This window comes from Devosia geojensis, assembly GCF_000969415.1.
Classification (GTDB): Bacteria; Pseudomonadota; Alphaproteobacteria; order Rhizobiales; family Devosiaceae; genus Devosia; species Devosia geojensis.
This window is the reverse complement of record NZ_JZEX01000081.1, coordinates 63,664-86,854: the sequence shown is the minus strand read 5'-3', so window position 1 is coordinate 86,854 and position 23,191 is coordinate 63,664. Positions and strand designations below refer to the sequence as shown.

At 67.1% G+C, this 23,191-nt stretch carries 19 protein-coding genes and 1 riboswitch; of the genes, 4 read left to right on the top strand and 15 right to left on the bottom strand.

From position 1 onward, the window contains the following. Positions 1 to 235: 235 nt before the first annotated feature. From cydB to VE25_RS07715, 3 genes are all read right to left on the bottom strand, one after another. Positions 236 to 1,240, bottom strand: coding sequence for a cytochrome d ubiquinol oxidase subunit II (cydB, locus tag VE25_RS07725; protein ID WP_046108018.1), 1,005 nt, complete (start codon positions 1,238 to 1,240; stop codon positions 236 to 238). After that, positions 1,230 to 2,651, bottom strand: a complete 1,422-nt coding sequence (locus VE25_RS07720; RefSeq protein ID WP_046108017.1) for a cytochrome ubiquinol oxidase subunit I — start codon at positions 2,649 to 2,651, stop codon at positions 1,230 to 1,232. The genes cydB and VE25_RS07720 overlap by 11 nt, the downstream gene beginning before the upstream one ends. A gap of 317 nt (positions 2,652 to 2,968) precedes the next feature. Beyond that, complete coding sequence (locus VE25_RS07715) at positions 2,969 to 4,093, bottom strand: citrate synthase (RefSeq protein ID WP_046108016.1); 1,125 nt, start codon at positions 4,091 to 4,093, stop codon at positions 2,969 to 2,971. A 78-nt stretch (positions 4,094 to 4,171) separates the two neighbouring features. Here VE25_RS07715 and VE25_RS07710 point away from each other — a divergent pair, with 78 nt between their 5' ends. Then, entirely contained in the window at positions 4,172 to 5,251 is a 1,080-nt protein-coding gene (locus VE25_RS07710) for a citrate synthase (RefSeq protein ID WP_046108015.1), read from the top strand. Here the strand turns inward: VE25_RS07710 and VE25_RS07705 are convergent. Further along, positions 5,221 to 5,934, bottom strand: a complete 714-nt coding sequence (locus VE25_RS07705; protein WP_046108014.1) for a phosphoribosyltransferase — start codon at positions 5,932 to 5,934, stop codon at positions 5,221 to 5,223. The two genes, VE25_RS07710 and VE25_RS07705, sit on opposite strands and share 31 nt — an antisense overlap. 73 nt (positions 5,935 to 6,007) lie before the next feature. Here VE25_RS07705 and VE25_RS07700 point away from each other — a divergent pair, with 73 nt between their 5' ends. Further along, positions 6,008 to 7,174, top strand: a complete 1,167-nt coding sequence (locus VE25_RS07700) for a M20 aminoacylase family protein (protein ID WP_046108013.1) — start codon at positions 6,008 to 6,010, stop codon at positions 7,172 to 7,174. Between the two features lie 120 nt (positions 7,175 to 7,294). On the opposite strand, the gene VE25_RS07695 is transcribed toward VE25_RS07700, so the two are convergent. The 8 genes from VE25_RS07695 to VE25_RS07660 form a co-directional block, all read right to left on the bottom strand. Beyond that, a complete protein-coding gene (locus VE25_RS07695; RefSeq protein ID WP_046108012.1) occupies positions 7,295 to 8,197 on the bottom strand; it encodes a nucleoside hydrolase in 903 nt (300 codons plus the stop codon). Beyond that, positions 8,190 to 9,989 carry an adenine deaminase gene (locus VE25_RS07690; protein ID WP_201776058.1) on the bottom strand — a complete coding sequence of 600 codons (1,800 nt, stop codon included), beginning with the start codon at positions 9,987 to 9,989 and terminating at the stop codon, positions 8,190 to 8,192. The genes VE25_RS07695 and VE25_RS07690 overlap by 8 nt, the downstream gene beginning before the upstream one ends. Positions 9,990 to 9,996: 7 nt before the next feature. Next, entirely contained in the window at positions 9,997 to 11,382 is a 1,386-nt protein-coding gene (locus VE25_RS07685; RefSeq protein WP_046108010.1) for a M20/M25/M40 family metallo-hydrolase, read from the bottom strand. Beyond that, entirely contained in the window at positions 11,379 to 12,704 is a 1,326-nt protein-coding gene (locus VE25_RS07680) for an amidohydrolase family protein (protein WP_046108009.1), read from the bottom strand. The genes VE25_RS07685 and VE25_RS07680 overlap by 4 nt, the downstream gene beginning before the upstream one ends. Positions 12,705 to 12,879: 175 nt before the next feature. After that, a complete protein-coding gene (locus VE25_RS07675) occupies positions 12,880 to 13,953 on the bottom strand; it encodes an ABC transporter ATP-binding protein (RefSeq protein WP_046108008.1) in 1,074 nt (357 codons plus the stop codon). Positions 13,954 to 13,962: 9 nt separating this feature from the next. After that, the gene (locus VE25_RS07670) at positions 13,963 to 14,754 is read right to left on the bottom strand and encodes an ABC transporter permease (RefSeq protein WP_046108049.1); all 792 of its coding nucleotides are present in this window, start codon (positions 14,752 to 14,754) and stop codon (positions 13,963 to 13,965) included. Further along, entirely contained in the window at positions 14,751 to 15,575 is an 825-nt protein-coding gene (locus VE25_RS07665; protein ID WP_046108007.1) for an ABC transporter permease, read from the bottom strand. The genes VE25_RS07670 and VE25_RS07665 overlap by 4 nt, the downstream gene beginning before the upstream one ends. A 194-nt stretch (positions 15,576 to 15,769) precedes the next feature. Next, entirely contained in the window at positions 15,770 to 16,810 is a 1,041-nt protein-coding gene (locus tag VE25_RS07660; RefSeq protein WP_046108006.1) for an ABC transporter substrate-binding protein, read from the bottom strand. Between the two features lie 259 nt (positions 16,811 to 17,069). On the opposite strand from VE25_RS07660, the gene VE25_RS07655 reads away from it, so the two are divergent. Further along, positions 17,070 to 18,056 (top strand): MDR family oxidoreductase, encoded by a 987-nt coding sequence (locus VE25_RS07655; protein ID WP_046108005.1) that lies wholly within the window; start codon positions 17,070 to 17,072, stop codon positions 18,054 to 18,056. On the opposite strand, the gene VE25_RS07650 is transcribed toward VE25_RS07655, so the two are convergent. From VE25_RS07650 to VE25_RS21755, 3 genes are all read right to left on the bottom strand, one after another. Next, positions 18,046 to 18,669, bottom strand: a complete 624-nt coding sequence (locus VE25_RS07650) for a YkoF family thiamine/hydroxymethylpyrimidine-binding protein (RefSeq protein ID WP_046108004.1) — start codon at positions 18,667 to 18,669, stop codon at positions 18,046 to 18,048. The genes VE25_RS07655 and VE25_RS07650 overlap by 11 nt on opposite strands. Then, positions 18,661 to 18,773: riboswitch (TPP riboswitch) on the bottom strand. It overlaps the preceding gene by 9 nt. Positions 18,774 to 18,857: 84 nt before the next feature. Then, a complete protein-coding gene (locus tag VE25_RS07645) occupies positions 18,858 to 20,372 on the bottom strand; it encodes a tripartite tricarboxylate transporter permease (RefSeq protein ID WP_046108003.1) in 1,515 nt (504 codons plus the stop codon). 3 nt (positions 20,373 to 20,375) lie between these two features. Then, the gene (locus tag VE25_RS21755; RefSeq protein ID WP_052731807.1) at positions 20,376 to 21,908 is read right to left on the bottom strand and encodes a tripartite tricarboxylate transporter substrate-binding protein; all 1,533 of its coding nucleotides are present in this window, start codon (positions 21,906 to 21,908) and stop codon (positions 20,376 to 20,378) included. A gap of 337 nt (positions 21,909 to 22,245) precedes the next feature. On the opposite strand from VE25_RS21755, the gene VE25_RS07630 reads away from it, so the two are divergent. Beyond that, complete coding sequence (locus tag VE25_RS07630; RefSeq protein WP_152664551.1) at positions 22,246 to 23,181, top strand: dihydrodipicolinate synthase family protein; 936 nt, start codon at positions 22,246 to 22,248, stop codon at positions 23,179 to 23,181. Positions 23,182 to 23,191: the final 10 nt, after the last annotated feature.

Here is a 23,191-nt window from a genome sequence, read left to right as displayed (position 1 = left end):
TGATGGCGGCCTGCAAAGCGCGATTTTCCGCGCTTCCGGTGCTCACCTACCCGAACGTACGCTGCGCGCCGGTCCTCGAAAACCACGCCTTGCGGCGCGCTGTCCACATGACCTGGCAGTCAACCGGGCATCAGGAACGCGCGGATCACCAATCCGACTGCCGTGACCGCGAGGACGCCCCCCAGCCACAGCAGCACGAACCAGACGAGGCGGCTGCCCAGCTGCCGCCCGGCCATCAGTGATACCCCTCCTCGGGATCGATCTTGCCGCGGAACACCCAGTAGGCGTAGCCGGTATAGGCAAGGATGATCGGCACCAGCACCACCGCTCCGACGAGCAGGAACGCCAGCGAGCTCTCGGGCGCGGCGGCCTCCTCGATGGTGAGGGCCCCCGGCACGATATAGGGGTAGAAGCTGATGCCGAGGCCGACGAAGGAGAGGACGAAAAGTCCGAGCGCGGCGAGGAACGGCTGCAGGTGCTTGTCAGTCGTCAGCCCATGCCAGAGCGCGGCGACGCATACGGCGACCAGCAGCGGCACGAACGCCGAGAAGAACGCCGTCGGCCAGCCGAACCAGCGGTCGAAATAGACCGGGTTGATGAACGGGGTCCAGAGGCTGACGACGCCGATGAGGGCGACGGTGCCGACGCCCGTGATCATGGCGATGCGCCGCGCCCGCTCCTGCAGCCCACCGGTCGTCTTGAGGTTGAGCCAGGTGGCGCCGAGAAGCGCATAGCCGACGACAAGCGCGAGGCCGGTGAGGATCGAGAAGGGACTTAGCCAATCCCACCAGCCCCCGACATAGGAACGGTCGGCGATGGCGATGCCCTTGACCAGCGCGCCGAGCGCGATGCCCTGCATGAACGCGGCGATGGTCGAGCCGGCAAAGAACCCGACGTCCCACCAGATCGAGCCGCGCTGGGTGCGCCAGCGGAACTCGAAGGCGACGCCCCGGAAAATGAGGCCCAAGAGCATCAGGATGATCGGCATGTAGAGGGCGGGCAGCACGGTGGCGTAGACCACCGGAAAGACCGCCATCAGCCCGCCGCCACCGAGCACCAGCCAAGTCTCGTTACCGTCCCAGACGGGAGCAACGGAGTTGGTCATGATGTCCCGGTCGCGGCGTTCGGGGAACAGCGGGAAGAGGATGCCGACGCCCAGGTCGAACCCGTCGAGCACGACATAGGCGAGGACGGCGAAGGCGATGAGCCCGGCCCAGACGGTCGGCAGATCAATTGGCATGTTGGTCTCCCGAGCGGATCGGCTCTTCCTGGGCGGGGCCGGGGGTGATGCCGGCGGCGCGGTGCGGCCCCTTGTCGAGCTCGTGGTCCTCGTCCAGCACCGGCGTGCGGCGCATGAGGCGCAGCAGGTAGAAGACGCCGGCGCCGAAGACGATGAAGTAGACGACGACGAAGGCGATGAGCGAGGCGCCGACCGCGGGCGCATCGACGGGCGACAGGCTCTCGGACGTGCGCATGAGGTTGTAGACGGTATAGGGCTGGCGGCCGACCTCGGTGGTGTACCAGCCGGCGAGCACCGCCACGAACCCCGAAGGCCCCATGACGAGCGCGGCCCGGTGCAGCCAGGTGCTGGTGTAGAGGGTCTTGCGCCAGCGCGCCCACAGCGACCAAAGGCCGACGCCGAGCATCAGGAAGCCGATGCCGACCATGATGCGGAAGGTGAAGAACGGGATGATCGCCGGCGGCCGGTCCTCGCGCGCCCATTCCTTGAGGCCGAGGATTTCGCCGTCCGGATCGTGGGTGAGGATCAGCGAGCCGAGCTTGGGGATCTCGATGGCGTAGCGCGTCACTTCCGCCTCGTCGTCGGGAATGCCGAAGAGGATGAGCGGTGCGCCCCGCTGCGTCTCGTAGTGACCTTCCATCGCTGCGATCTTGGCCGGCTGGTGCTCGAGGGTATTGAGCCCGTGCTGGTCGCCGACGAAGATCTGGATGGGCGTGACGATGGCCGCCATCCACATGGCCATGGAGAACATGATGCGCGCCTGCCGGTTCTCGCGGTCCTTGAGGAGGTGCCAGGCGCCGACGGCCCCGACCCCGAAGGCGGTGGTGAGGAACGCGGCGAGCACGGTGTGCGTCAGGCGGTAGGGGAAGGACGGGTTGAAGATGATCGCCCACCAGTCCTCCGGCACGAAATTGCCGTTGGCGTCGACCGAGAAGCCGGCGGGGGTATGCATCCAGCTGTTGGCCGAGATGATCCAGGTCGCCGAGATCAGCGTGCCGACCGCCACCATCACGACCGCGAACATGTGGAGCCCATCACCGACGCGCTTGCGCCCGAAGAGCGCGATGCCGAGGAACCCGGCCTCGAGGAAGAAGGCCGTCAGCACCTCGTAGCCCATCAAGGGGCCGATGACCGGACCGGCCCTGTCCGAGAACACAGCCCAGTTGGTGCCGAACTGGTAACTCATGACGATGCCCGAGACGACGCCCATGCCGAAGGTCACGGCAAAGATCGTCTTCCAGTACTCGAAGAGCTTGAGGTAGGCCGGGTCCCGCTTCCACAGCCACAAGGCGTTCAGCACCGCGATATAGGCGGCCGTGCCGATGGAAAAGGCGGGAAAGATGAAGTGGAAGGAGACCGTGAACGCGAACTGGATCCGCGCCAGGATTTCCGCCGTCATCCCCATGAACATCGCCAACCCCCAATATCTGCCCGGAACGGGATGCGTCGCGATGGCAACGCTACGAGGATATTAAGTCCGTTGCGGCCGAAAAGATCATGCGACCAAAGGTGTCTGCGACAGCACGCCACAATGTGGGCCTCAAGGTGGCAGATTCCCGGCGGGCTGTAAGCGCCTGTTGGCCGTGGGGGTTCGTGGCTTCTGCGAACTCTCCCCTCCAGCGGGGTCATCCCCGCGAAAGCGGGGACCTCCGTTTGCGGCGCAGGTAGGAGAAAACAGAGGTTCCCGCTTTCGCGGGAATGACCCTGTGGGCAGGGGCCGAATTGTGCCTAAGCCCGCACAGGTGGCGGTCCGATATAGCGGGCGCGGGGGCGGATGAGGCCGCCGCTGGTCGCCTGCTCAATGGCATGGGCCAGCCAGCCGACGCAGCGGGCGAGGGCGAAGAGGACGAGAGGGGCATCGTCCGGCAGCCGGTGAGCACTGGCGAGCGCTGCCAGGGCAAAGTCAATGTTGACGCGATCGCCGAACACCTCCTCGCTGATCCTGCGGAGCGCGGCATAGGGCGAGGGAATCTCGAAGCTTTCGAGCAGCGCTTCCGCCCGTATATCGCCATCCGGATAGAGCGCGTGGCCGAAGGAGGGGATGGCGCGGCCTTCGGAGAGATAGTCGCGGATGGCCTGTTCGTCGCCGGCCGTCTGCGCCACGGCGGCGCGCGCCGCCCGCCAGGCGCCGCCGTGCCGTGGGCCAGTGAGTGTGGCGAGCCCCGAGAGCACCGCCGCCGAAAGCGGCGCGCCGGTCGAGACCGCAACGCGGCAGGCGAAGGTCGAGGCGTTGAGCTCGTGATCGGCGAGGAGGACCATCGCGCGGCGCAGGGCATCGGTGGCCTCGGGACGGTCCCAGGCCGCCGCTAGCCGCAGGTGCAGCGGGTGCGCGGCACCGGGTGCCAGCGCGCCGGCGACGAGATCGAGGACGGTTCCGGCGTCCTCTTGCAGGGCGGCAAAGGGGCGGTCTGCCGTTGGCGCGTCGCTGGCGGCGTGGGTGGCGAGAACGCTGAGCGCGGATGACAGCGCCGGTATTCCGGGCTCGGCAGACGAAATCCGGGGCGGCGAGGGCACATCCCAGAGCAGCGCTGCCGTCTCCTCCAGCGTCGCGGTTGCCGAAAGGTGCGCGGCGTCACGGCCACGGTAGAAGAGCCTGCCGTCGGCGATGGTCGAGATCGATGAGGCGAGCACCGGATCACCCCAGCGGATCGCCTCGGCGGCGATCGTTTCGCTGCCGCGCCGGCCACCGGGACGGGCGGCGAGACGGCGCACGTCCTCGGCGCTGTAGAGGCTGCGCCGGGTGTCGGCGGGATCGGGCTTGGCCCGGATGCGGCCCCGGCTGACATTGGCATAGAGCGTCTGCGGCTTGGTGCCGAGAAGGGCAAGGGCCTGTGGTGCGGTGAGCCAGGGCATACTGATATTGATCAATTGCATCAAGATTGACGTCAATCAATCTAGCGCCAAACTGATGAACAGCAAAGGAGAAACGCCATGAAAAGCGGACTGGAAGATATCGTCGCGGCCGAAACGCGCCTGTCGGACGTCGACGGCGCGGCCGGTCGCCTGGTCATCGGCGGCCTGCCGCTGGCAAGGCTGGTGGCGGAATACCGGTTCGAGGACGTGGCGCACCTGCTGCTCGGGCAGTTCTTCGGCAATGCGGCGATCAGCCAGGCTGCGCTTGCCGACGCGCGGGCGCAGGTTTTCGTCCATGTCGAGGCGCTCGACGACCTGCTGCTCGCCATGCCGCCGGTCGACGCCATGCGGGTGCTGCTCGGGCGGCTGGAGGACGGCGATGACGCAGCTTCCGCCTTGCGCCTGCTGGCCGGGCCGGCCGTGTTCCTGCCGGCGATCCTGCGACGGCAGCGGGGCGAGGCGGTCGTCGCGCCGGACCAGAGCCTGCGGCATTCGGCCGACATGTTGCAGATGTTGCGCGGCGAGCGGCCGACGGAGGAGCACGCCGCGGCGCTCGACGGCTACCTCGTCATGGTCAGCGACCACGGCCTCAACGCCTCGACCTTCGCTTCGCGCGTCATCGCCTCGACCGGGGCGGGGCTGACGTCATCGGCGCTGGCAGCACTGAGCGCATTGAAGGGGCCGCTGCATGGCGGCGCGCCGGGGCCGGTGCTCGACATGCTCGATGCCATCGGCCGGCCGGAGAATGCACCCGCGTGGCTCGCGAACGAGCTTGCCCACGGCCGGCGCCTGATGGGCTTCGGGCACCGGGTCTACCGCGTGCGCGATCCGCGCGCCGACGCGTTGAAAGCGGTGCTGGAGCGGCTGACCGCGACGGGGCAGGTGGACCAGGCGCGCATCGCGCTCGCCGAGGCGGTCGAGGCGGAGGCGCTGGCGCTGCTGGCACGGCACAAGCCCGACCGGCCGCTGCGCACCAATGTCGACTACTATACCGTGCTGCTGCTCGAGGCGCAGGGTTTCCCGCGCGATTCCTTCACCGGGCTCTTTGCTGCCGGGCGCATGATCGGCTGGCTCGCCCATGCCCGCGAGCAGGCGACGGACGGCCGCCTGATCCGCCCGCAATCGCGCTATATCGGACCAGTGCCGGAAGCGGCCTGAGCCGGCCGCCAGCGCCCGTCGCCTGCCAGCGTCAGGAGGGGTGTCGCGAGCGGCGCGACGATGCGGTCGGCCCAGTCGGCAAGGCTATGCCGCCAGGCGGAGCCCTGCAGCATGGCGCAGCCGATGACGATGGGGGAGACGCCGGCTTTCCCGAGGAGCCGCAGGGTGGCGGCCATCGACTTGCCGGAGCTGACCACATCGTCGACGACGGCGACGCGCCGGCCCTCGACGAGCGGCAGCATGCGCGGATCGATGAACAGCGTCTTGCCGTGCGTCGGGCTGGTGATGGAGGAGAGCGGCTCGGCCAGGTCCTCGCGATACCAGAACTTGCGCGAGGTGCCGAGCGGCACCATGCGCGTGTGCCCGAGGTGGCGCGCCACATTGCTGGCGAGCGTGAGACCGAGGGTCGGCACACCGATGATCACCTCGGGGGCGTGCGGCGAGAGGAGCCGCGCAAGGGCGCCCGCAAGTGCATCCTCGACGGCGAAGCTTGCCTGATTGACGATGAGCGAGGCGACGGCGCTTTGCCCGTCGCCCGGCAGCACGCGGATCGGCAGGAGCAGCTCGCGCCCGTCCGGCAGGTGGGCGGGAAAGCCCTCGATATGGCCTGCCGGGTCGTCCGGCGCGGGATAGGTGCCGGCGGGGGCGAGCGTCTGCCAGAAATCGTGGGGAGAGAGCGGCAAGAGCGAGGTTTTCCTTGATGCGCCATCGGCTTTGCCCGATGGTGCACGCCTATATTTCAACAGCTTGGCCGATATGCAACCCGGCGATAACGACCCCTTCGAAATCGAGGCGATGACGGCGCTGCGGCGCGATCTCCACGCCCACCCCGAACTCGGCTTCGAGGAGGTGCGCACCAGCGGGATCGTCGCGCAGTGGCTGGAGGAGGCGGGGATCGAGGTCACCCGCGGCCTCGGCAGGACGGGCGTCGTCGGCACGCTGCGGGTGGGCGAAGGCAACCGGCGCATTGCGCTGCGCGCCGACATGGATGCGCTCGCCATGCCCGAGCTCGCCGCGCGCGACTACATGTCGAAGACGCCCAACACCATGCATGCCTGCGGGCACGACGGGCATACGGTGATGCTGCTCGCCGCCGCCCGGCATCTGGCGCGCACGCGCGACTTCTCGGGCACGGTGCACTTCGTCTTCCAGCCGGCCGAGGAGGGCCGGGGCGGGGCCAAGGCGATGATCGCCGACGGCTTCTTCGAGCGGTTCCCGGTCGATGCGGTCTACGGCCTGCACAATATGCCGGGATTGGCTCCGGACGAAATGGCGGTGGTGGCGGGACCGCAGCTTGCTTCCTCCGACAGCTGGACTGTGACGTTCCGGGGCACCGGCACGCACGGCGCCAAGCCGCATCTGGGGCGCGACGCGGTGACGGCGGCGGGGCAGTTCCTGACCATGCTGCACACTATCGTCGCGCGCCGTGTCGACCCGCTGCAGCCGGCGGTGGTCAGCGCCTGCGCGCTGGAAGCAGGGGATTTTCGCGCGCTCAACGTCATTCCCGACACCATGCGCATCGGCGGCACGGCGCGGGCCTATTCGGGCGGGGTGCGTGACCTCCTGGAGGCGGAGATCGGCACGCTCGCGCGCGGGGTGGTCGCGAGCTTCGGCATCGAGGTCGACTACGCCTTCGAGCGGCGCATTCCACCCGTGGTCAACGACGCCGATGCGGCCCGCCGGGCGCTGGCGGCGGCGCGGGCGGCGACGGAGCGGCCGGTGGTGACGGACTTTCCGCCCTCGACGGCCGGCGACGATTTCGCCGAGTTCGGCAATCGGGTGCCGGGCGCCTATGTCTGGCTGGGCAACGGGCCGGCGGTCGACGGCGCGTTGCACCACAACTCGCGCTACGATTTCAACGACGCGGCGATCCTCACCGGAGCACGGTTCTGGAGAGCGCTGGTGGAGGGGGAGTTGCGGTAACGGTTGGCCTACGTTGCCACGCCCTCGTGGTTCGAGGCGCCTGCCGGCGCACCTCACCATGAGGGCTGTTGAGGTGCGGAGCGAAGCGGAGCCTCGAACCACGAGGGCGTGGCACAAGTCCTATGCCAGCCCTCCGGCCAACAGTGCCAGCGCCGCATCCGCATCCACGCCCATCGCCACTTTCACTGCAACCGTATCGCCCTCCCCGACCAGCGCGCCCGCGTCCGGTCCGCCGCCGAGGTCGACGGCGAGATCGCGCGTTTCGATGCGGAACATCTCCGGCGCGAGCGCCAGCAGCATGACGCAGGGATCGTGCAGGGGGCGGCTCTCGCGGCCGGTGGCATTGTGGAAATAGGCTTCGATCAAGCCGGCAGCGGTCTCGCCCGCGACGCCGGAAGCGCGCAGGCCTGCGACGTAGTCGCGGTCGGCGCGTACGCGCCGGGTGACGTCGAGCGGCACGAGCGTGAGGTCTAGGCCGGCGCGCAGCACGATGTCCGCGGCTTCCGGATCGCAGGCGAGGTTGAACTCCGAGCGCGGGCCGACATTGCCCTTCTCGTCGATCGCTCCGCCCATTGCAATGATCCGGCCGATGCGGTTGGCAGCGGCGGGATGGAGTAAGACGAGGGTTGCAACGTTGGTGAGAGGTCCGAGCGCGAAGATGTCGACCGTACCCGGCTCCTCGCGGGCGAGGAGGTCGGCGAGCCAGCCGACGGCATCTTCGCCTGGCGCGGCGGCGGGTTCCGGCAGGATGACGCAGCCGAGCCCGTCGTCGCCGTGAATGGCCGCCTCGTCGATCCCCTTGCGCACCAGAGGCTCAGCGGCGCCGGCGAAGACCGGAATGTCGCCGCGGCCCATCAGCGCCAACAGGCGGCCGGCGTTGCGGGTGACGACGTCGAGGCCGATATTGCCGGCAACGGTCGTCAGGCCCAGAACATCGAAACGCCCGCAGTTGAGGGCATGAAGTATGGCGACGGCGTCGTCGAGGCCGGGATCGGTGTCGATGACGACGCGGCGCCTAGTCATAGAGCGGAACCAGCGTCATCTCCGGCACCTTGACCAGCCCCATGTCGGTGATGCGGATTTCCGGGATCACCGAGAGCGGGATGAGGTTGAAGCCCATATAGGGGATGGTGCAGCCGGCCGCCTGCCAGGCCTCTTTCAGCGCCTGGTTCTCGGCGGCGACTTCGTGCACGCGCTTGTCCGACATCAGCCCGGCGACGGGCAGGCCGACGAAGGCGGCAACCTTCCCGTCGCGCACGACGACGATGCCGCCACTGGCCTCCTCGATGGCCTGGAGGGCCAGCGCCATGTCGGCCTCGTTGGTGCCGGCGACGATGATGTTGTGCGAGTCGTGCCCGACGCTGGAGGCGACGGCGCCGCTCGTCAGGCCGAAATCCTGCAGGAGCCCGTTGGCGACGGTGCCGGACCTGCCGTGCCGCTCGATGACGGAGACGAAGGTCAGCCGGTGCTGATCGAGGATCGCCGCCCAGTCGTTGGCCGGCTCGATGGCGACCTTGCGGTGCGGCAGGACGATGCCCGGCATCTCGATGCCGATGGCGTTGACCGTCACCGGCTCGGTCGGCAGATCGGGTATGAGCTTTGGGTTCCTGGGCAGATGCACGGTGTTGTAGGCAGCCGACGGATAGCGGTAGCGCTGCTCCAGCGTTTCCTCGAGCACGGGCGTCACCCTTCGGTCCTCGACCATCAGCTCGCCGCCGTACCAGGTGTTGCGGGGCTTCAGTTCATCATCGAGCAGCACGAGGTCGGCGCGGCGTCCGCCGCCGAGGCCGCCGATCTCCTCGCTCATGCCGAAGCGGGTGGCGCCGTGCAGCGAGCCCATGGACCACGCCTTTTCCGGGCTGACGCCGCAGCGGATCGCCTCGCGCACGACCCAGTCCAAGCCGAAGGCGAGCAGGTCATCGGCATCACGGTCGTCGGTGCACACGCAGAAGCGCTTGTGCGAGACGCCGAGCTCGGTGATCGGCTTGATGGCCTCGACGATGGAATTCCAGGGTGTCGCCGGATTGCCGCCGCGCAGGAACACCCAGATACCGGCCTCGGCGAAATCCTCGGAGATGTCGCGGTCGATGGCCTCGTGGGTGTCGGTGACGCCGGCGGCGGCGTAAGGCGCGACGAACTCGCGTCCGTAGATATGGCCGGAGACCGGCCGGCCGCGCTTCAGAGCTTCGGCAATGATGGCATGGGCGCGCGGATCGCCCATGGCGACGGGCACGAAGTCCATCTTCTCGCCGAGCGCGGCGGCTTCCGGCCATTTGTCGAAGATGGCGCCGATCTTTTCGGGCGTGAGGTCGCCGCCGGCGGTTTCGAGCTCGGGCGAGGTCGCGGGCACCGTCGAGGGAACGGTCAGGAAGATCGAGAGCGGGGCGAGACGCGCATCTTCCAGCATAGCCTCGACACCGGCGACGTCCATGACGTTGCCGATCTCGTGGCTGTCGCAGAAGATGGTGGTCGTGCCATTGAGGAGCGCCGCTTCCGCGTAGGCGCAGGCGGTGACCATCGAGCTTTCGATGTGGATGTGCGGGTCGACGAGGCCGGGTGCGATGATGCCGCCGCGGGCATCGTAGACGGCCTTGGGCGCGGGGCCGGCGCTGTGGGCGCCCGCCGGCTTGACGGCGGCGATGCGTCCGCCCGAGAGCCAGATCTCCCGCTCCGGCAGGATGCGCTCCGAATAGGTCGAGAGCATGCGCGCGCCGGTGATGACGAGGTCGGCCGGCGCGCGGCCGCTGGCGACGTCGGCAAGGGTGCGGGTCTGCTGCCAGAGCGGAGCGACGGAAAAGCGGGTGATGGCCATGATTGTCTCCCTATTGCGCGAACGCGGCGAGGATGCGCACCCACGAGCGGATGCCCTTGTGGAAGCTCGAAAGATCGTACTTTTCGTTGGGGCTGTGGACGCGGTTGTCGAAGCGGGCAAAGCCGACGAGCAGCGAATCTATGCCGAGCCGGCGCTTGAACTCGCCGAGAATGGGGATAGAGCCGCCCGTGCCGGCGAGCGCCGCCTCGCGGTTCCACTCGTCTGTCAGGGCCTGGCGGGCTTTGGTCAGAAAATCGCCTTCGAGCGGCATTACCTGCGCCGGGGCGGCGCCGAAGGACTTGAATTCGACCGAGCAATCGGACGGCACGAGGCTGCGCACGAACGCGCGGAAGCTGTCGCGTATGGCGATGGGGTCCTGGCCGGCGACGAGCCGGAAGGAGACCTTGGCGCTGGCCTTTGCCGGGATGACGGTCTTGAAGCCCGCGCCGGTATAGCCGCCGCTGACGCCGTTGATCTCGCAGGAGGGACGCGCCCAGATCTGCTCGAGGACGCTGCGGCCCTTCTCGCCGGCGGGCACGGAGAGGCCGACGTCGCCGAGGAACTTCACCTCGTCGAAGGGCAGGCGGCTCCACTGCGCCTTGATCGCCTCGGGCAATTCGCGAACGCCGTCATAAAAGCCGGGGACCAACACCCGGCCGTCCGCGTCGCGCAGCCGACCGACGATGGCGCCGACCACTTCGGCGGCGTTCCGCGCCGCATTGCCGAACATGCCCGAATGCAGGTCGCGGTCGGCGGCGGTGACTTCGAATTCCTCGGCGACGAGCCCGCGCCACATGGTGGTGATGGCGGGGGTGTCGCGGTCCCACATGTCGGTGTCGCACACCAGCATAACGTCGGCCTTGAGCTCGGCGGCGCTGGCCTCGAGGAAGGGCGCAAGGCTTGGGCTGCCCGCCTCCTCCTCGCCTTCGAAGAGCATGGAGACGCGGATGGGGAGCTTGCCCGTCACCGCCTTCCAGGCACGGCAGGCCTCGATGAAGGTCAGGAGCTGGCCCTTGTCGTCGGAGGCGCCGCGCCCGCGGATATGCGTTTCGCCATCCGGTTGCGGCACGAGCGAGGGCTCGAAGGGCGGCGCGGTCCAAAGCTCGAGCGGATCGACCGGCTGCACATCGTAGTGGCCGTAGAAGAGGACGTGCGGGCCTTCCTCGGAACCATGGGCGACGACCATCGGATGGCCCGTGGTGTCGCGTGCCGAGGCATCGAAGCCGAGGGCGGTCAGCTCGCCGACGAGCCAGTCGGCGGCGCGGCGGCAATCGCCGGCATAGGCCGGATCGGTCGAGATCGAGGGGATGCGAATGAAGTCGAAGAGGCGGGCAAGGCTCGCGTCCAGCGTTGAATCAACTTCATCGAGAACGGCGGCAAGGTGTTGTGTGGTCATGACTTTTCTTCGTCGATGCGGATCATTTCCGCCTTGAAGGTCCGGGCGATCTGTAGCGCGTCGCGCAGCGTCTTCTTGCGGTCGAGGGTTAGCACCTGCCGATCCCGCATCAGCCAGCGGCCGGCGACCATGGTGTCGGTGACATCGCTCGGCAGGGCGGCGAAGACCAGCATGGAATAGGGATCGTAGATCGGATGCAGCCGTTCGGCCGCGAGGCTGACGCGGGTGAGGTCGGCCTGCTTGCCGGATTCCAGCGAGCCGGTCTTGAGGTTGAGGCTCAGGGCGCGGGCGCCCTCGATGGTCGCCATGCGCACCACCTCGACCGCGGGCAGGGGCTTGCGGGAGCCGCCCAGCAGCTTGGCGAACATCGAGACGGGCGCGAACTGGCTGAAGAGGTCGAGCGTGTTGCCGCTCATGGCGCCGTCGCTGCCGATGCCGACCGGGATGCCGGCATTGCGCAGCTTCTCGACCGGCGCGATGCCGCGGCCGGCCTTGCCGTTGGAGCGCGGATTGGTGACGGCGCAGACCTGGTGTTCGGACATCATGGTGATGTCAGCGTCATCCAGTTGCAGGCAGTGGGCGCAGATGAGGTTGGGCTTCAGGAGACCCGCATCCCGGGTGACGGCGACTGTGGACTTGCCGTGGGTGTCGCGGGCCCAGTTCACCTCCAGCGTGCTTTCGGCGAGGTGCATCTGCACCGGCACGTCCGGGTGATCGGCGGACCACTGGGCGACGCGCTCCATGACCTTGAGGCCGGTTGAGTAGGGGGCATGCGGGGCGATGGAGGGGGTGACCAGCGGATGGCCGGCGAACGCATCGACCAGCTCCTCGACCCTCGCGAACCCTTGGTCGAAGTCCTTGTGGTCGGGCGGGTCGAAATCGGCGAGGGTCTGGCCGACGATGGCGCGCAGGCCCGCCTCGGCGGCGACGCGACCGACTTCGGTTTCGAAATAATACATGTCGGCGACGGTGGTGACGCCGCCCTGGATCATCTCCAGCGCCGAGAGGGCGGAGCCGGCGCGCACCATCGCCGCCGTGACGAACTTGCGCTCGAGCGGCAGGATATAGCGGTAGAGCCGGTCGTCGACGTCCTCGCCGAGGCCGCGGAAGACCGACATGCCCATATGGCAATGGGTGTTGACCATGCCCGGCATGACGATATCGCCATCGCAGTCGACGGCTTCGGCGCCGGGGATGTCGGGTGGGGCGCCGGAGCCAAGGGCGACGATGGTATCTCCCTCGATATGGACCCAGCCGCGCTCGTGCTGGGTCATGGCATCGTCGAGCGTCAGCACCCAGGCGTTGGTGAGGAGGGTGGTCATTCTGACTGGACCCTGTCGGTGCTGGACGCGGCGCGTGGTACCCCCCTCCCATCCTCCCCCGCAAGGGGGGAGGTGTCGCATAGTGCTCGTGGCAAAGTCTTTCCAAAAGCACAGGCCCACACCTCCCCCCTTGCGGGGGAGGATGGGAGGGGGGTGTCTGCGGCCACCAACAAGATCACCGGTTCTGGTCCTCCGGCGCCAATATGGTGCACTGCTCGGGCACGGGTACGAGCCGCGCTGCGGTTCCCGGCGCGAAGGGACGGGTGAGGGGGCCGTTGGCGAGGAGGTGACCGGCGGGCGTCTCGCACTGGTACTGATAGGCGCGGCCGAGATAGGTGCGAAGGCCAAGGGTCGCCGGAATGCCGTCGGCGTTCGGATCGTCGGTGACAGCCAGCCCGTCGGCGCGGCTGGCGAGGATGAAGCGGTCGGGAATGGCGCCGAACCGGTCGGCCGAGAGCGAGAGGCGCACGCCCCCGGCCGCTTCAGCGGTGACGTTGCCGCCCTCGCGGGCGATGACTTTCATCTGGATGAGGTTCTCGAAACCGACGAAGCGGGCGACGAACGCGTTGGCCGGGCGCTGGTAGAGCATCTCGGGGGTGTCGAGCTGCATGATGCGGCCCTGATGCATGATCGCGACGCGGTCGGAGATCGAGAATGCTTCCTCCTGATCATGGGTCACGTAGACCGAAGTGGTGCCGTTGGCGCGCTGGAGCTGGCGGATTTCGACGCGCATGTCGACGCGCAGCTTGGCGTCGAGATTGGAGAGGGGCTCGTCGAACATCAACAGCGGCGGCTCGATGACGAGGGCGCGCGCGAGCGCCACGCGCTGCTTCTGGCCGCCCGAGAGCGCGCCGGGCAGGCGCTCGGCAAGGTGGGCAAGGCCCACGCGCTCGAGCATTGCATTGACGCGCTTGGCTCGCGCTTCGCCGGCAATGCCACGCTGCTTCAAGCCGAAGCCGACATTGTCTGCGACGGAAAGGTGCGGGAAGAGCGCGTAGTTCTGGAAGACGAGGCCGATGTCGCGCTTGTGGGCAGGCAGGCGCGTCAGGTCCTTGCCGCCGAGCGTGATGGTGCCGGCGGTGGGGGTCAGGAATCCGGCAATGAGGCGCAGCGTTGTCGTCTTGCCGCAGCCGCTGGCGCCGAGCAGCGAGACCAGCTCGCCCTCGGCGATGTCGAGCGAGAGATCTTCGAGCACGCGGGTCGAGCCGTAGTGGGCGGTGATGTGATCGAGAACGAGGCGTTGGGTCACGAGGCGGCTCTACTTGGCAAGGAAGGTAAGGCCCAGGGTGCGCTCGACGATCGCCATGACGGCGACGGTCAGCACCATGAGCAGCACCGAGACGGACGCGACCGTCGGATCGAAGAACTGCTCGGTATGGGCGAGGATCTGGATGGGTAGCGTCGATATGCCGGGCCCGGTCATGAAGATCGAGATCGACACGTCGTTGATCGAGGTGATGAACGCCAGGATAAAGGCGGCGATCACGCCCGAGCGCACATTGGGCAGGAGGATGGTGAAGAAGGTCTTCAATGGCGGTGAGCCGAGGCTGACCGCCGCTTCCTCGACCGAAAAGTCGAACCCGGCGAGGCTCGCGCTGATGACGCGCACGACGTAAGGCAGGACGAGCAGAGTGTGCCCGATGACGAGCGAGATGTAGATGGGGATTGTGAACTGCACCGCGACCGACTTCAGGAGCGAAAAGCCGAGCACGAGCTCGGGCACCAGCACCGGCAGCACGAAGAGGGTCGAGAGCCACCCGGGCAGCTGCACGCGGTAGCGGTTCATTGCATAGGCGGCAGGGATGCCGATGAGGAGCGCGATGCCGGTCGAGATGAAGGCGATCTGCAGGCTCGTGACGATCGTGCGGCGGAAGGCGGCGATCTCGAAGATGTTCTCGAACCAGCGCAGCGATAGGCCCTGCGGCGGGAAGGTGAGATAGCTCGTGTCGCTGAGTGCCGCACCGACCACGATGACGAGCGGCCCGACGAGGAAGATGAAGACGAGGACGGCGAGCGCGATGAGCGCGGGATGTACGGAGCGGGTCATCAGACGGCCATCGGATTGAGGCGGCGGGCGAGCCGGGTCATGGCGAGGACGATGGCGATGGTGATGACCACCATCACCATCGCGATGGTCGAGGCGCTGACCCAGTCGAAGGTGACCATGGCCTGCTGGTACATAAGGGTGCCCATCATCATCACGCTTTCGCCGCCGAGGAGCTGGGGCGTGGCGTAGGAGGTGAAGCTGCCTGTGAAGACCAGCACCGCGCCGACGATGAGTCCCGGCACCGAGAGCGGCAGGATGACCTGCCGGAATGTCGCCGCCGGCGTTGCGCCCAACGACGCGGAAGCCTGAATGAGGTCGTCGGGTATGGACTCGAGCACCCCCGCAAGCGTCAGGATCATCAGCGGCACGAAGAGGTAGACCATGGCGGTTATGACAGCGCCTTGCGTGTAGAGCATGGCGAAGGGCTCGTCGGTGACGCCGATGGAGATGAGGAAGTTGTTGAGGATGCCGTTGCGCCCGAGGATGATGAGCCAGGCGAAGGACCGCACCACGACGCCAGTCAACAGCGGGAAGACGGCGGCGATGATGAGGATCGATTTCAACCACCGAGGCGCCCGCGAGATGACGTAGGCGGTGAGGAACCCGACGACAAGCGCTATGGCGGTCGTCGCCAGCGACACCTGGATCGTCCGCCACAGCACGGTGCGGCGGAAGCCGCTGCCGAAGAAGGCGAGATAAGGCTCCAGCGGTCCGCCGGGCGTCGTCAACGTCGTCCAAAAGGTGGCGAGCACCGGCAGGACGAGGAAGGCGATGATGACGAGGGTGGCCGGAGAAGCCAGCGTCCAGCCGGCGAAGCGTTTCATGAGGTGAGATCCAACTGCTGCTCACAGGTCCGATGCCGCATCTATATCTCCGGGTCATTCCCGCGTAAGCGGGAACCTCTGTTTTCAGCAGAAAATGAACCCAACAGAGTTCCCCGCTTTCGCGGGGATGACCCTGTGGGGATGCGGTCCGGTGCAAATTTTCGGCGCGAAGCAAGCCTCGCGCCGAACCTTTATTACATGCCGAAGATTTCGTTCCAGCGGTCGACCCAGCCGCCCTTGGCGGCGTTCATGGCGGTGTAGTCGATGCGCTGCAGGCCCGCGATGACATCGGCGCCGTAGGTCCAGAGGGCAGCCTGCTCCGGCGTCAGCTCGACGGCGGTGTGGACAGGCGCGTCGACGCCCTCTTCGGCCAGCGTCTGCTGGATCTCGGGCGAGAGGATGAAGTTGATGAACTCGTGGGCGAGATCGACTTCGGCGGCGCCCGTCGGGATGTTGACGGTGTTGAGGGTGGCGATGGAGCCTTCCTCGAGATCGGCCCACACGACCGACGGCACCGCCGCCTGGATCTGTCCCAGCGTGAAGTCCTGGGCGATGGCCGCCTTCACCTCGCCGGTCGAGAAGAGGTTAATCATCTCCGAGCCGGTGTTGTAGTTCTTGACGACGTTGGGCTGCAGCTCGGTGACCGCCGCAAAGGCGCCGTCCGCGTCGGCATAGGCGTCGACCCCGGCGTGCTCGCCGGCCTTGAGGACGACCATCGGGCCGGCCGTGGTGGTGATGCCCGGCAGCGAGAGCGACGAGGCGAGATCCTCGCGCCAGAGGTCGTTCCACGAGGTGATCGGCGGATCGACTTGCTCGGCGTCGTAGACGATGCCGACGCGGCCGATGGTGTAGGCCGGGCCGAACTCGCCCTGCGGCGCCTGCGCCAGCTCGTAGATCCCTTCAATATTGGGGATCTTGGAACGATCGACCGGCTGGAAGAGGCCGAGTTCGATGCCCGTCTGCGAGAAGCTGTCGGAGAAGTAGGCAACGTCGACGCCGGTGCCGCCGCGGATCTGCAGCTTGTTGAGACGGTCGGCATTGTTGCCGGTCTCGAAAACGAGCTCGCAATCGCACATCTCGCGGAAGGGCGCGAGGACGATGGCTTCGAGCTTCTCGCCGTTGAAGCCCCACCAGGAGATGGTGAGGGTGCGCGATTGCGCCATGGCCGGGGCAGCCGTGAGCGCGCTCGTGGCGGCAAGCGCCAGGGCGAGGGATTGGGCCAGAGACTTACGCATGTCGAGTGGTTTCCTTTTGCATGGCGGCCAGGGGCTCCGCCGGCGCCGGTTGATACGGCCTCCCGAACCGGCAGCCTATTTTTGCGGCGTATGGCGCGCAAGCTCATAGTTTAAGCTTGCTGAAACGTGAAGCGGTTTATCACCACGATTTTTGCCCGTTCGTGTCCATGTGGCGATTTGGGTTTTCCCATGGATTCCGTCCCGCCTTTTCCTGTGGCGCGCAAGGCTGCTATGGGGATGGGACAAAGGGAGCAAAGGCATGACGTTCCGGGCGTTGGTGACCGACAGGAATGAACATGGGGTGCCTACCTCATCCGTGCGCATGCTGGTCGACGACGACCTGCCGGAAGGCGAAGTGACCGTCGACGTCGAGTGGGCGGGTCTCAATTACAAGGACGGACTTTGTCTTACCGGCCGTGGTGGCCTGGTGCGCAGCTATCCGCATGTGGCGGGCATCGACTTTGCCGGCACCGTTCGCGAGAGCGGCGACGGGCGCTACGCCAAGGGCGACAAGGTCATCCTCACCGGTTGGCGGGTGGGCGAGGTGCACTGGGGCGGCTATGCCGAGCGGGCCCGGGTCAAGGCCGACTGGCTGGTGCCTCTGCCTGCCGGCGCGACTACCCGTTGGGCGATGGTGCTGGGCACGGCGGGCCTGACGGCCATGCTCGCCGTCAACCGGCTGGAGGCATCCGGTGTGAGGCCTGATGGCGAACCGGTGATGGTGACCGGCGCCGCCGGCGGTGTCGGCTCGATCGTTGTCGGATTGCTGGCGCGGTTGGGATACGAGGTGACCGCGCTCTCGGGTCGCCCCGAACATGCGGATATGCTGAAGGCGCGGGGCGCTCGTGAGGTACTGGAGCGCGAGGCGTTCCTCGCCGAACCGGACAAACCCCTGGAAAGCGCGCGCTGGGCCGGTGTGGTCGATTGCGTCGGCGGGGCGGTGCTCGGCAAATTGCTGCGGCAGGTCAACTACGGCGGCACGGTCGCCACGCTCGGCAACGCGGGCGGCATCGAGCTCGAGACGAACGTGCTGCCGTTCATTCTGCGCGGCGTCACGCTCGCCGGCATCGAGAGCGTCATGCAGCCCTACGCCGCGCGGGTCGAGGCATGGACGCGGCTTGTCGAGCTTTTCGATGCCACCGGCTACGAACCGTTCGTCGAGGAGATCGGCCTTGCCGACCTGCCAGCCGCCGCCGAGGACATCCTGGCGGGCAGGGTGCTGGGGCGGCGGATCGTCAGGGTCTGAGATCAGCCCCAGGGCTGGGGCTGTTGGCGGAGATGGTGATGTCGAGGGTGATATGGCCCTCGCTCGGACCGAAGCGCATGAAGGTTTCGCTGAGGGCCTCGAACACCGCGCCGGCGTCCCCCTTGACCTTGGTCACGAAATTCTTGGGCCGGTCGAGGACGTCCGAGCGCTCCAGCAGCTCTATGCAGCCATAAACCTCCGGCATGTGCGTGTCCGAGCCGAGGACGTAGAGCGCGAACTGGCCGGCGACCGGCTGGCCGGTCCGTGGCGCTTCCGCAACCTTGCGAACCGCGGCCTCGATGCGTCGGGGCAGCTCGGCGACGGAGCCGATGGGCTCGTCGGTATCGCAGATCGACTGGTCCTCGCCGCCCGGACACCCGCGCGAGACGCTGGCCGAGAGCACGCAATGGACGCCCGACGCCGCCACCGAGACGAAGAGGTCGCGCATGGCCGGAAACAGCAGTTCCGGCGGGCCGACGAGCAGGGTCGAGATATCGTCCGTCTCGATCCTCAACCGATCGCGGTAGGAATCGAGCGCGCCGAGCGCGCCGGTGATGATGCCGACGAAATCGTCGGCCATGGGATATAGGGAAAACTGGACGCCTGAATACATGGTCCCTCTCGCTCCGCTGGTATGATCCAGATCAGCTATAGGGTCCGCAGGCCTGCCGCCCGCATCTCAGCCCCGGCTATAACGGGGCACCCCTGTGGATGTGGCCCTGCTTAGAGGATTCCGAGCGCCATGAGAAGGTGCTGGATGGAGAAAGGCCGCCGGGCATGTACCCGGCGGCCCCGTCGACGTCAGGGAGGAGACGTCTGTGCGGAAAGCTGCTCGGCGCGCGCCCTGCGGGCCCGCATGATGGTGGCGGCGATGGCTAGCCCCCAGATCACCAGGGTCGCTATCCCGAGGGCGCCCGCGATCGGCCGGCTGAAGAAGCCAAGGAAATTGCCGCTGGTGATCATCATTGAGGTGGTGAAGTTCTGCTCGACGAGGGGACCGAGCACGATGCCGAGGATGATCGGGGCGATGGCGAACTGCCGCGACTCGAGGATGAACGCCACGATGCCGAGGACCAGCATGATGATGACGCCGAACATGGTATTGTTGATCGAATACGACCCGACGATGCAGAACAGCAGGATCGCCGCGTTGAGAAGCGCCCGGGGCACTTCGAAGATGCGCCGCGCCGAGCGGGCCGCGACATATCCCAGCGGGAGCATCAGCAGATTGGCGATGACGAAGACGAGCATAACCGCATAGAAGTTGTGCGGATTGACGGTCAGGAGCTGCGGCCCCGGATCGAGGCCCTTCATGACCAGCACGCCGACGGCGATGGCGGTGACCGCGTCCCCCGGAATGCCGAAGACCATGGCCGGAATCCACGAGGAGGAGAGGGCGGCGTTGTTGGTGGCGCCGGCTTCCACCAGGCCCTCCGGGTGCCCCTTGCCGAATTTCTCGGGCGTCTTGGAGGTGCGCTTGGCGAGTGAATAGGTGACCCACGCGGCCAGATCTCCGCCGACGCCCGGCAGGGCGCCGATGAGGCTGCCGATGATCGAACCGCGCGCCTGGTTCTTGCGGTACTGCCAGATGACCTTGAGCGTGCCCTTGAAGGGATTGCGCACGTTGACCTGTGGCACCTTGGAGATGGGACTGCGTCCGGCGCGCAGGATTTCGGCCAGGGCGAACATGCCGATCATGGCCGGAATGAAGCTGATGCCGCCGGCCAGCTCCGTCGACCCGAACGTGAAGCGCTGCGCGGCCGTCAGAGGGTCAAGCCCGACCTGGGCAATGAAGAGGCCGAGCAGCAGCGAGAGCGCGCCCTTGGCGATGCCGCCCGAGGAAATGAGCGCGGCGCAGCTGAGACCCAGCACGGCAAGCCAGAAATATTCGAAGCTCGAGAACCCCAGCGCGAACTTGGCGAGGGCAGGGGCTGTGAACAGCAGGAAGACGAAGCCGAAGAGCCCGCCCAGCACCGAGCCGATGACGCCGATGCCAATGGCGAGGCCCGCCTGGCCGTTCTGGGCCATACGGTAGGAGTCCTCGACATAGGCCGCCGACGCAGGCGTGCCGGGGATGCGCAGGAGCGTGCCGGGCAAATCGCCGGCGGTTATGGCCATGGCCGTGCACGAGATGATGGCGGCGATCGCCGGGATCGGCGCCATGTAGAAGGTGACGGGCACCAGGAGGGCCGTCGCCATGGTGGCGGTCAGGCCCGGAAGGGCGCCGACGAAAAGGCCGAAGATCGCCGAGGCGACGATGACGAGCAGGGTCTCGAGATTGAAGACCAGGCCGAGAGCGGTAACGAACGCGTCCATGGTTTACCCCAGAAGTCCGTGCGGAAGCGGCACGCGGAAACCGTAGACGAAGGCGGCGTAGATGAGCCCTGTCGCGAGCGGCGCGAAGATCAGCGCCGTTAGAAGCCGGCCGCCCCCCAGGAGCACGACTGCGAACGTCACCAGCGTGCCGGCGATCAGGAAGCCGAGGATCGGGATGAGGACGATGCTGGCGACGACGCAGGCGAGAATGCCCAGAGAAAACGGGTTGAGCAGCGACGATTGCGTGTCGAGCGACTGCGGCGCATCGCTGCCTTCGGGAACGATGGCGCTCGCCTCGCTCGCAGGCGCGAACCAGGCCTGGAAGGCGAGAACAGCGCCGAAAACCATCATGCCGATGCCGGTGATGGTGGGGAACAGGCCAGGACCGACGGGCATGCCCGGCATCCCCCGGATGGCGAGGGCCTGGCTGAGGATGAACGCTCCGCCCAGGGCGAAGACGATCCCGAGCGCCAGGTCGGCGAGACTTCTGGATTTCATGTTTTCCTCCTCAAGCAGACGAAGCCCCGGCCGGCCCAAGGGCCGGCCGGGGCGAAACGCTTGTCTCGTATCAGCCGGCGACGAGGCCGGCCGTCGTAATGGCGGCGTCGAAGGCTTCGCCGCGGGTGCGCAGATACTCTTCGAAATCGGCGCCACCGGCCCAGACCACGCCGTAGTTGCGGCCGTCCATGAAGGTCTTGAACTCCTCGGAGTTGACGATCTCCTCAAGGGCCCGGTCAACTGGGTCACGATCTCCTCGGGGGTACCCTTGGGCACCGCGAGGCCCCGCCAGCCGGCGATCGAGAATTCGAGGCCGAGCGCGTCGGTCAGCGGCGGCACGTCCGGCTGCTTGGGGTTGGCCTCGTTGCCGAGATACGCCAGCGGACGGATTTCGCCGGCATCGACCAGGGCCTGCGCCTCGGGGAACTGCGAGACGGCGACGTCGATGGCGCCGGACGCCAGCAGCTGCAGCGAAGGCGTGGCGCCGTCGGTCGGGATCCAGAAGGCCTTCTCGGCCGGAGCGCCCAGCAACTGCACCAGGCTCACCCACGAGAGGTGGTTGAGGCCGCCGAAGTTGGCCCCGCTCGCCTGGATAGCCGCCGGGTCGGCTTTGATCGCCTCGGCCAGGTCCGCCATGGTCTGGTAGGGCGAATCGGCGCGCACGAACACTGCGGACGGATCGGCGTTGAAGAGCCCAATCAGGTCATAGTCCTCGTAGCTGAGGTTGGCCGTGCCCACGGGCTTGTACATGGAAAGCTCGGTGGTGATGATCCCGAGCGTATAGCCATCGGGCGCCGCCGCCTTGATTTCCTCGTGCCCGACGATGCCGCCGGCGCCCGTGCGGTTGTTGATGGTGATGGGCTGGCCGAGCTTTTCCTCGAGCATGGTCGCGATGATGCGGCCGGTGGCGTCGGTGCCGCCCCCCGCTGCCCAGGGAATGATGAGCGTGAGCGGACGCTCGGGGTATTGAGCCACGGCCGAGCCGACCATGGCCAGTGTCGCGGTGGCCGCGAGCACGATTTTCTTCACGATGTTCATGGAACCTCCCGTTGGCGCCGTCCTGGCGCCTTTTGGTGAAAGATAATCTACCACACAGCGGCACTCTGTACCGCAATACGGAATTAAGCACAAGGCGCTTCCGACAGCAACGAAGTGCTCCCATTCTACTTTACGACCCGTTAAGGCCAGTCTTTGGCGACAAAAAGACGGATTGACAGCATCGATCGTGTCGCACTAAAACAATGTTAGTGGAAATGAATTCCGCATAGTGGAATTTGTGTCGTGCGCAGAGAGATGGCCTCTCCGGCGCGACGCCCGGATCGAAACCAGGGGGTGACCGGCAGTTTGCGGTCACGCCCGCTGATGGAGGAAGACGATGACCAACCCGGTGGCCCAGTCGGTGCGCCAGACCCTGACGGGTATCCTGCCCCCGCTTTCCATGCCCTTTGATGAACAGGGCAACCTCGTGCGCGGCGCGCTCAAGCCCCAGGTCGACTTCATGGTCGAATCGGGCGTGCGCGGCGTTGTCGTCGGCGGTTCGACGGGCGAGGGGCATACTCTCTCGCATGGCGAGTTCGTCGAGGCCATGACCGAGGCCTATGAGGCGACCGCCGGCCGCGTGCCGTTCGTCGCCGGCCTCATCGTGCAGTCGACCCGTGAGGCCATCGACCGCGTCAAGGCGCTCGGCGACATGAAGATCGCCGCACTCCAGGTGACGCCCGTGCACTACCTCTTCAAGCCGGAGCTCGAAGCCACCATCGAGCACTTTCGCGCCATCTGGGAAGAGACCAAGACGCCGATCCTCATCTACAACGTCATTCCCTGGAACTATCTCAGCGTCGACGCGATGCTGTCGATCATGGAGGCGGTGCCGGGCGTCGTCGGCATGAAGCAGAGCTCGGGCGACCTCAAGTCCGTTTCCGACCTGCTGCTGCGCGCCAAGCCCGAGAACCTCATCCTCAGCGGCATCGACGCGCTGCTCTATTCCGCCTTCTCGCTCGGCGCCCACGGCGCGATCAGCGCACTGACCTGCGCCGTTCCCGGCGTGACCGTCAAGCTCTACGACGCCGTTCAAGCCGGCGACCACGAGACCGCCAAGGACATCCACTTCCGCCTCAACGCGCTCTGGAACGCCATGCGGCACGACAACCTGCCCGCCTGCGTCAAGTACGTGCAGTCGCGCCAGGGCCTGGCTTTCTTCCATCCGCGCGCGCCCATGGAAAAGGTCACCGACGAGCAGAAGAAGAAGATCGACGCCGCGCTCGGCCCCGTGCTCGAACTGGTGACCGTACGCGGCCGTTCGGCGGCCTGATAGGATGCCG

What these genes read in the sequence shown, in the direction of transcription:
- cydB (WP_046108018.1), bottom strand. Translation starts at nt 1,240, where the DNA reads ATGCCAATTGATCTGCCGACCGTCTGGGCCGGGCTCATCGCCTTCGCC.
- VE25_RS07720 (WP_046108017.1), bottom strand. Translation starts at nt 2,651, where the DNA reads ATGTTCATGGGGATGACGGCGGAAATCCTGGCGCGGATCCAGTTCGCG.
- VE25_RS07715 (WP_046108016.1), bottom strand. Translation starts at nt 4,093, where the DNA reads ATGCCCTGGCTCACCGCACCACAGGCCCTTGCCCTTCTCGGCACCAAG.
- VE25_RS07710 (WP_046108015.1), top strand. Translation starts at nt 4,172, where the DNA reads ATGAAAAGCGGACTGGAAGATATCGTCGCGGCCGAAACGCGCCTGTCG.
- VE25_RS07700 (WP_046108013.1), top strand. Translation starts at nt 6,008, where the DNA reads ATGCAACCCGGCGATAACGACCCCTTCGAAATCGAGGCGATGACGGCG.
- VE25_RS07695 (WP_046108012.1), bottom strand. Translation starts at nt 8,197, where the DNA reads ATGACTAGGCGCCGCGTCGTCATCGACACCGATCCCGGCCTCGACGAC.
- VE25_RS07685 (WP_046108010.1), bottom strand. Translation starts at nt 11,382, where the DNA reads ATGACCACACAACACCTTGCCGCCGTTCTCGATGAAGTTGATTCAACG.
- VE25_RS07680 (WP_046108009.1), bottom strand. Translation starts at nt 12,704, where the DNA reads ATGACCACCCTCCTCACCAACGCCTGGGTGCTGACGCTCGACGATGCC.
- VE25_RS07665 (WP_046108007.1), bottom strand. Translation starts at nt 15,575, where the DNA reads ATGAAACGCTTCGCCGGCTGGACGCTGGCTTCTCCGGCCACCCTCGTC.
- VE25_RS07660 (WP_046108006.1), bottom strand. Translation starts at nt 16,810, where the DNA reads ATGCGTAAGTCTCTGGCCCAATCCCTCGCCCTGGCGCTTGCCGCCACG.
- VE25_RS07655 (WP_046108005.1), top strand. Translation starts at nt 17,070, where the DNA reads ATGACGTTCCGGGCGTTGGTGACCGACAGGAATGAACATGGGGTGCCT.
- VE25_RS07650 (WP_046108004.1), bottom strand. Translation starts at nt 18,669, where the DNA reads ATGTATTCAGGCGTCCAGTTTTCCCTATATCCCATGGCCGACGATTTC.
- VE25_RS07645 (WP_046108003.1), bottom strand. Translation starts at nt 20,372, where the DNA reads ATGGACGCGTTCGTTACCGCTCTCGGCCTGGTCTTCAATCTCGAGACC.
- VE25_RS21755 (WP_052731807.1), bottom strand. Translation starts at nt 21,908, where the DNA reads ATGAACATCGTGAAGAAAATCGTGCTCGCGGCCACCGCGACACTGGCC.
- VE25_RS07630 (WP_152664551.1), top strand. Translation starts at nt 22,246, where the DNA reads ATGACCAACCCGGTGGCCCAGTCGGTGCGCCAGACCCTGACGGGTATC.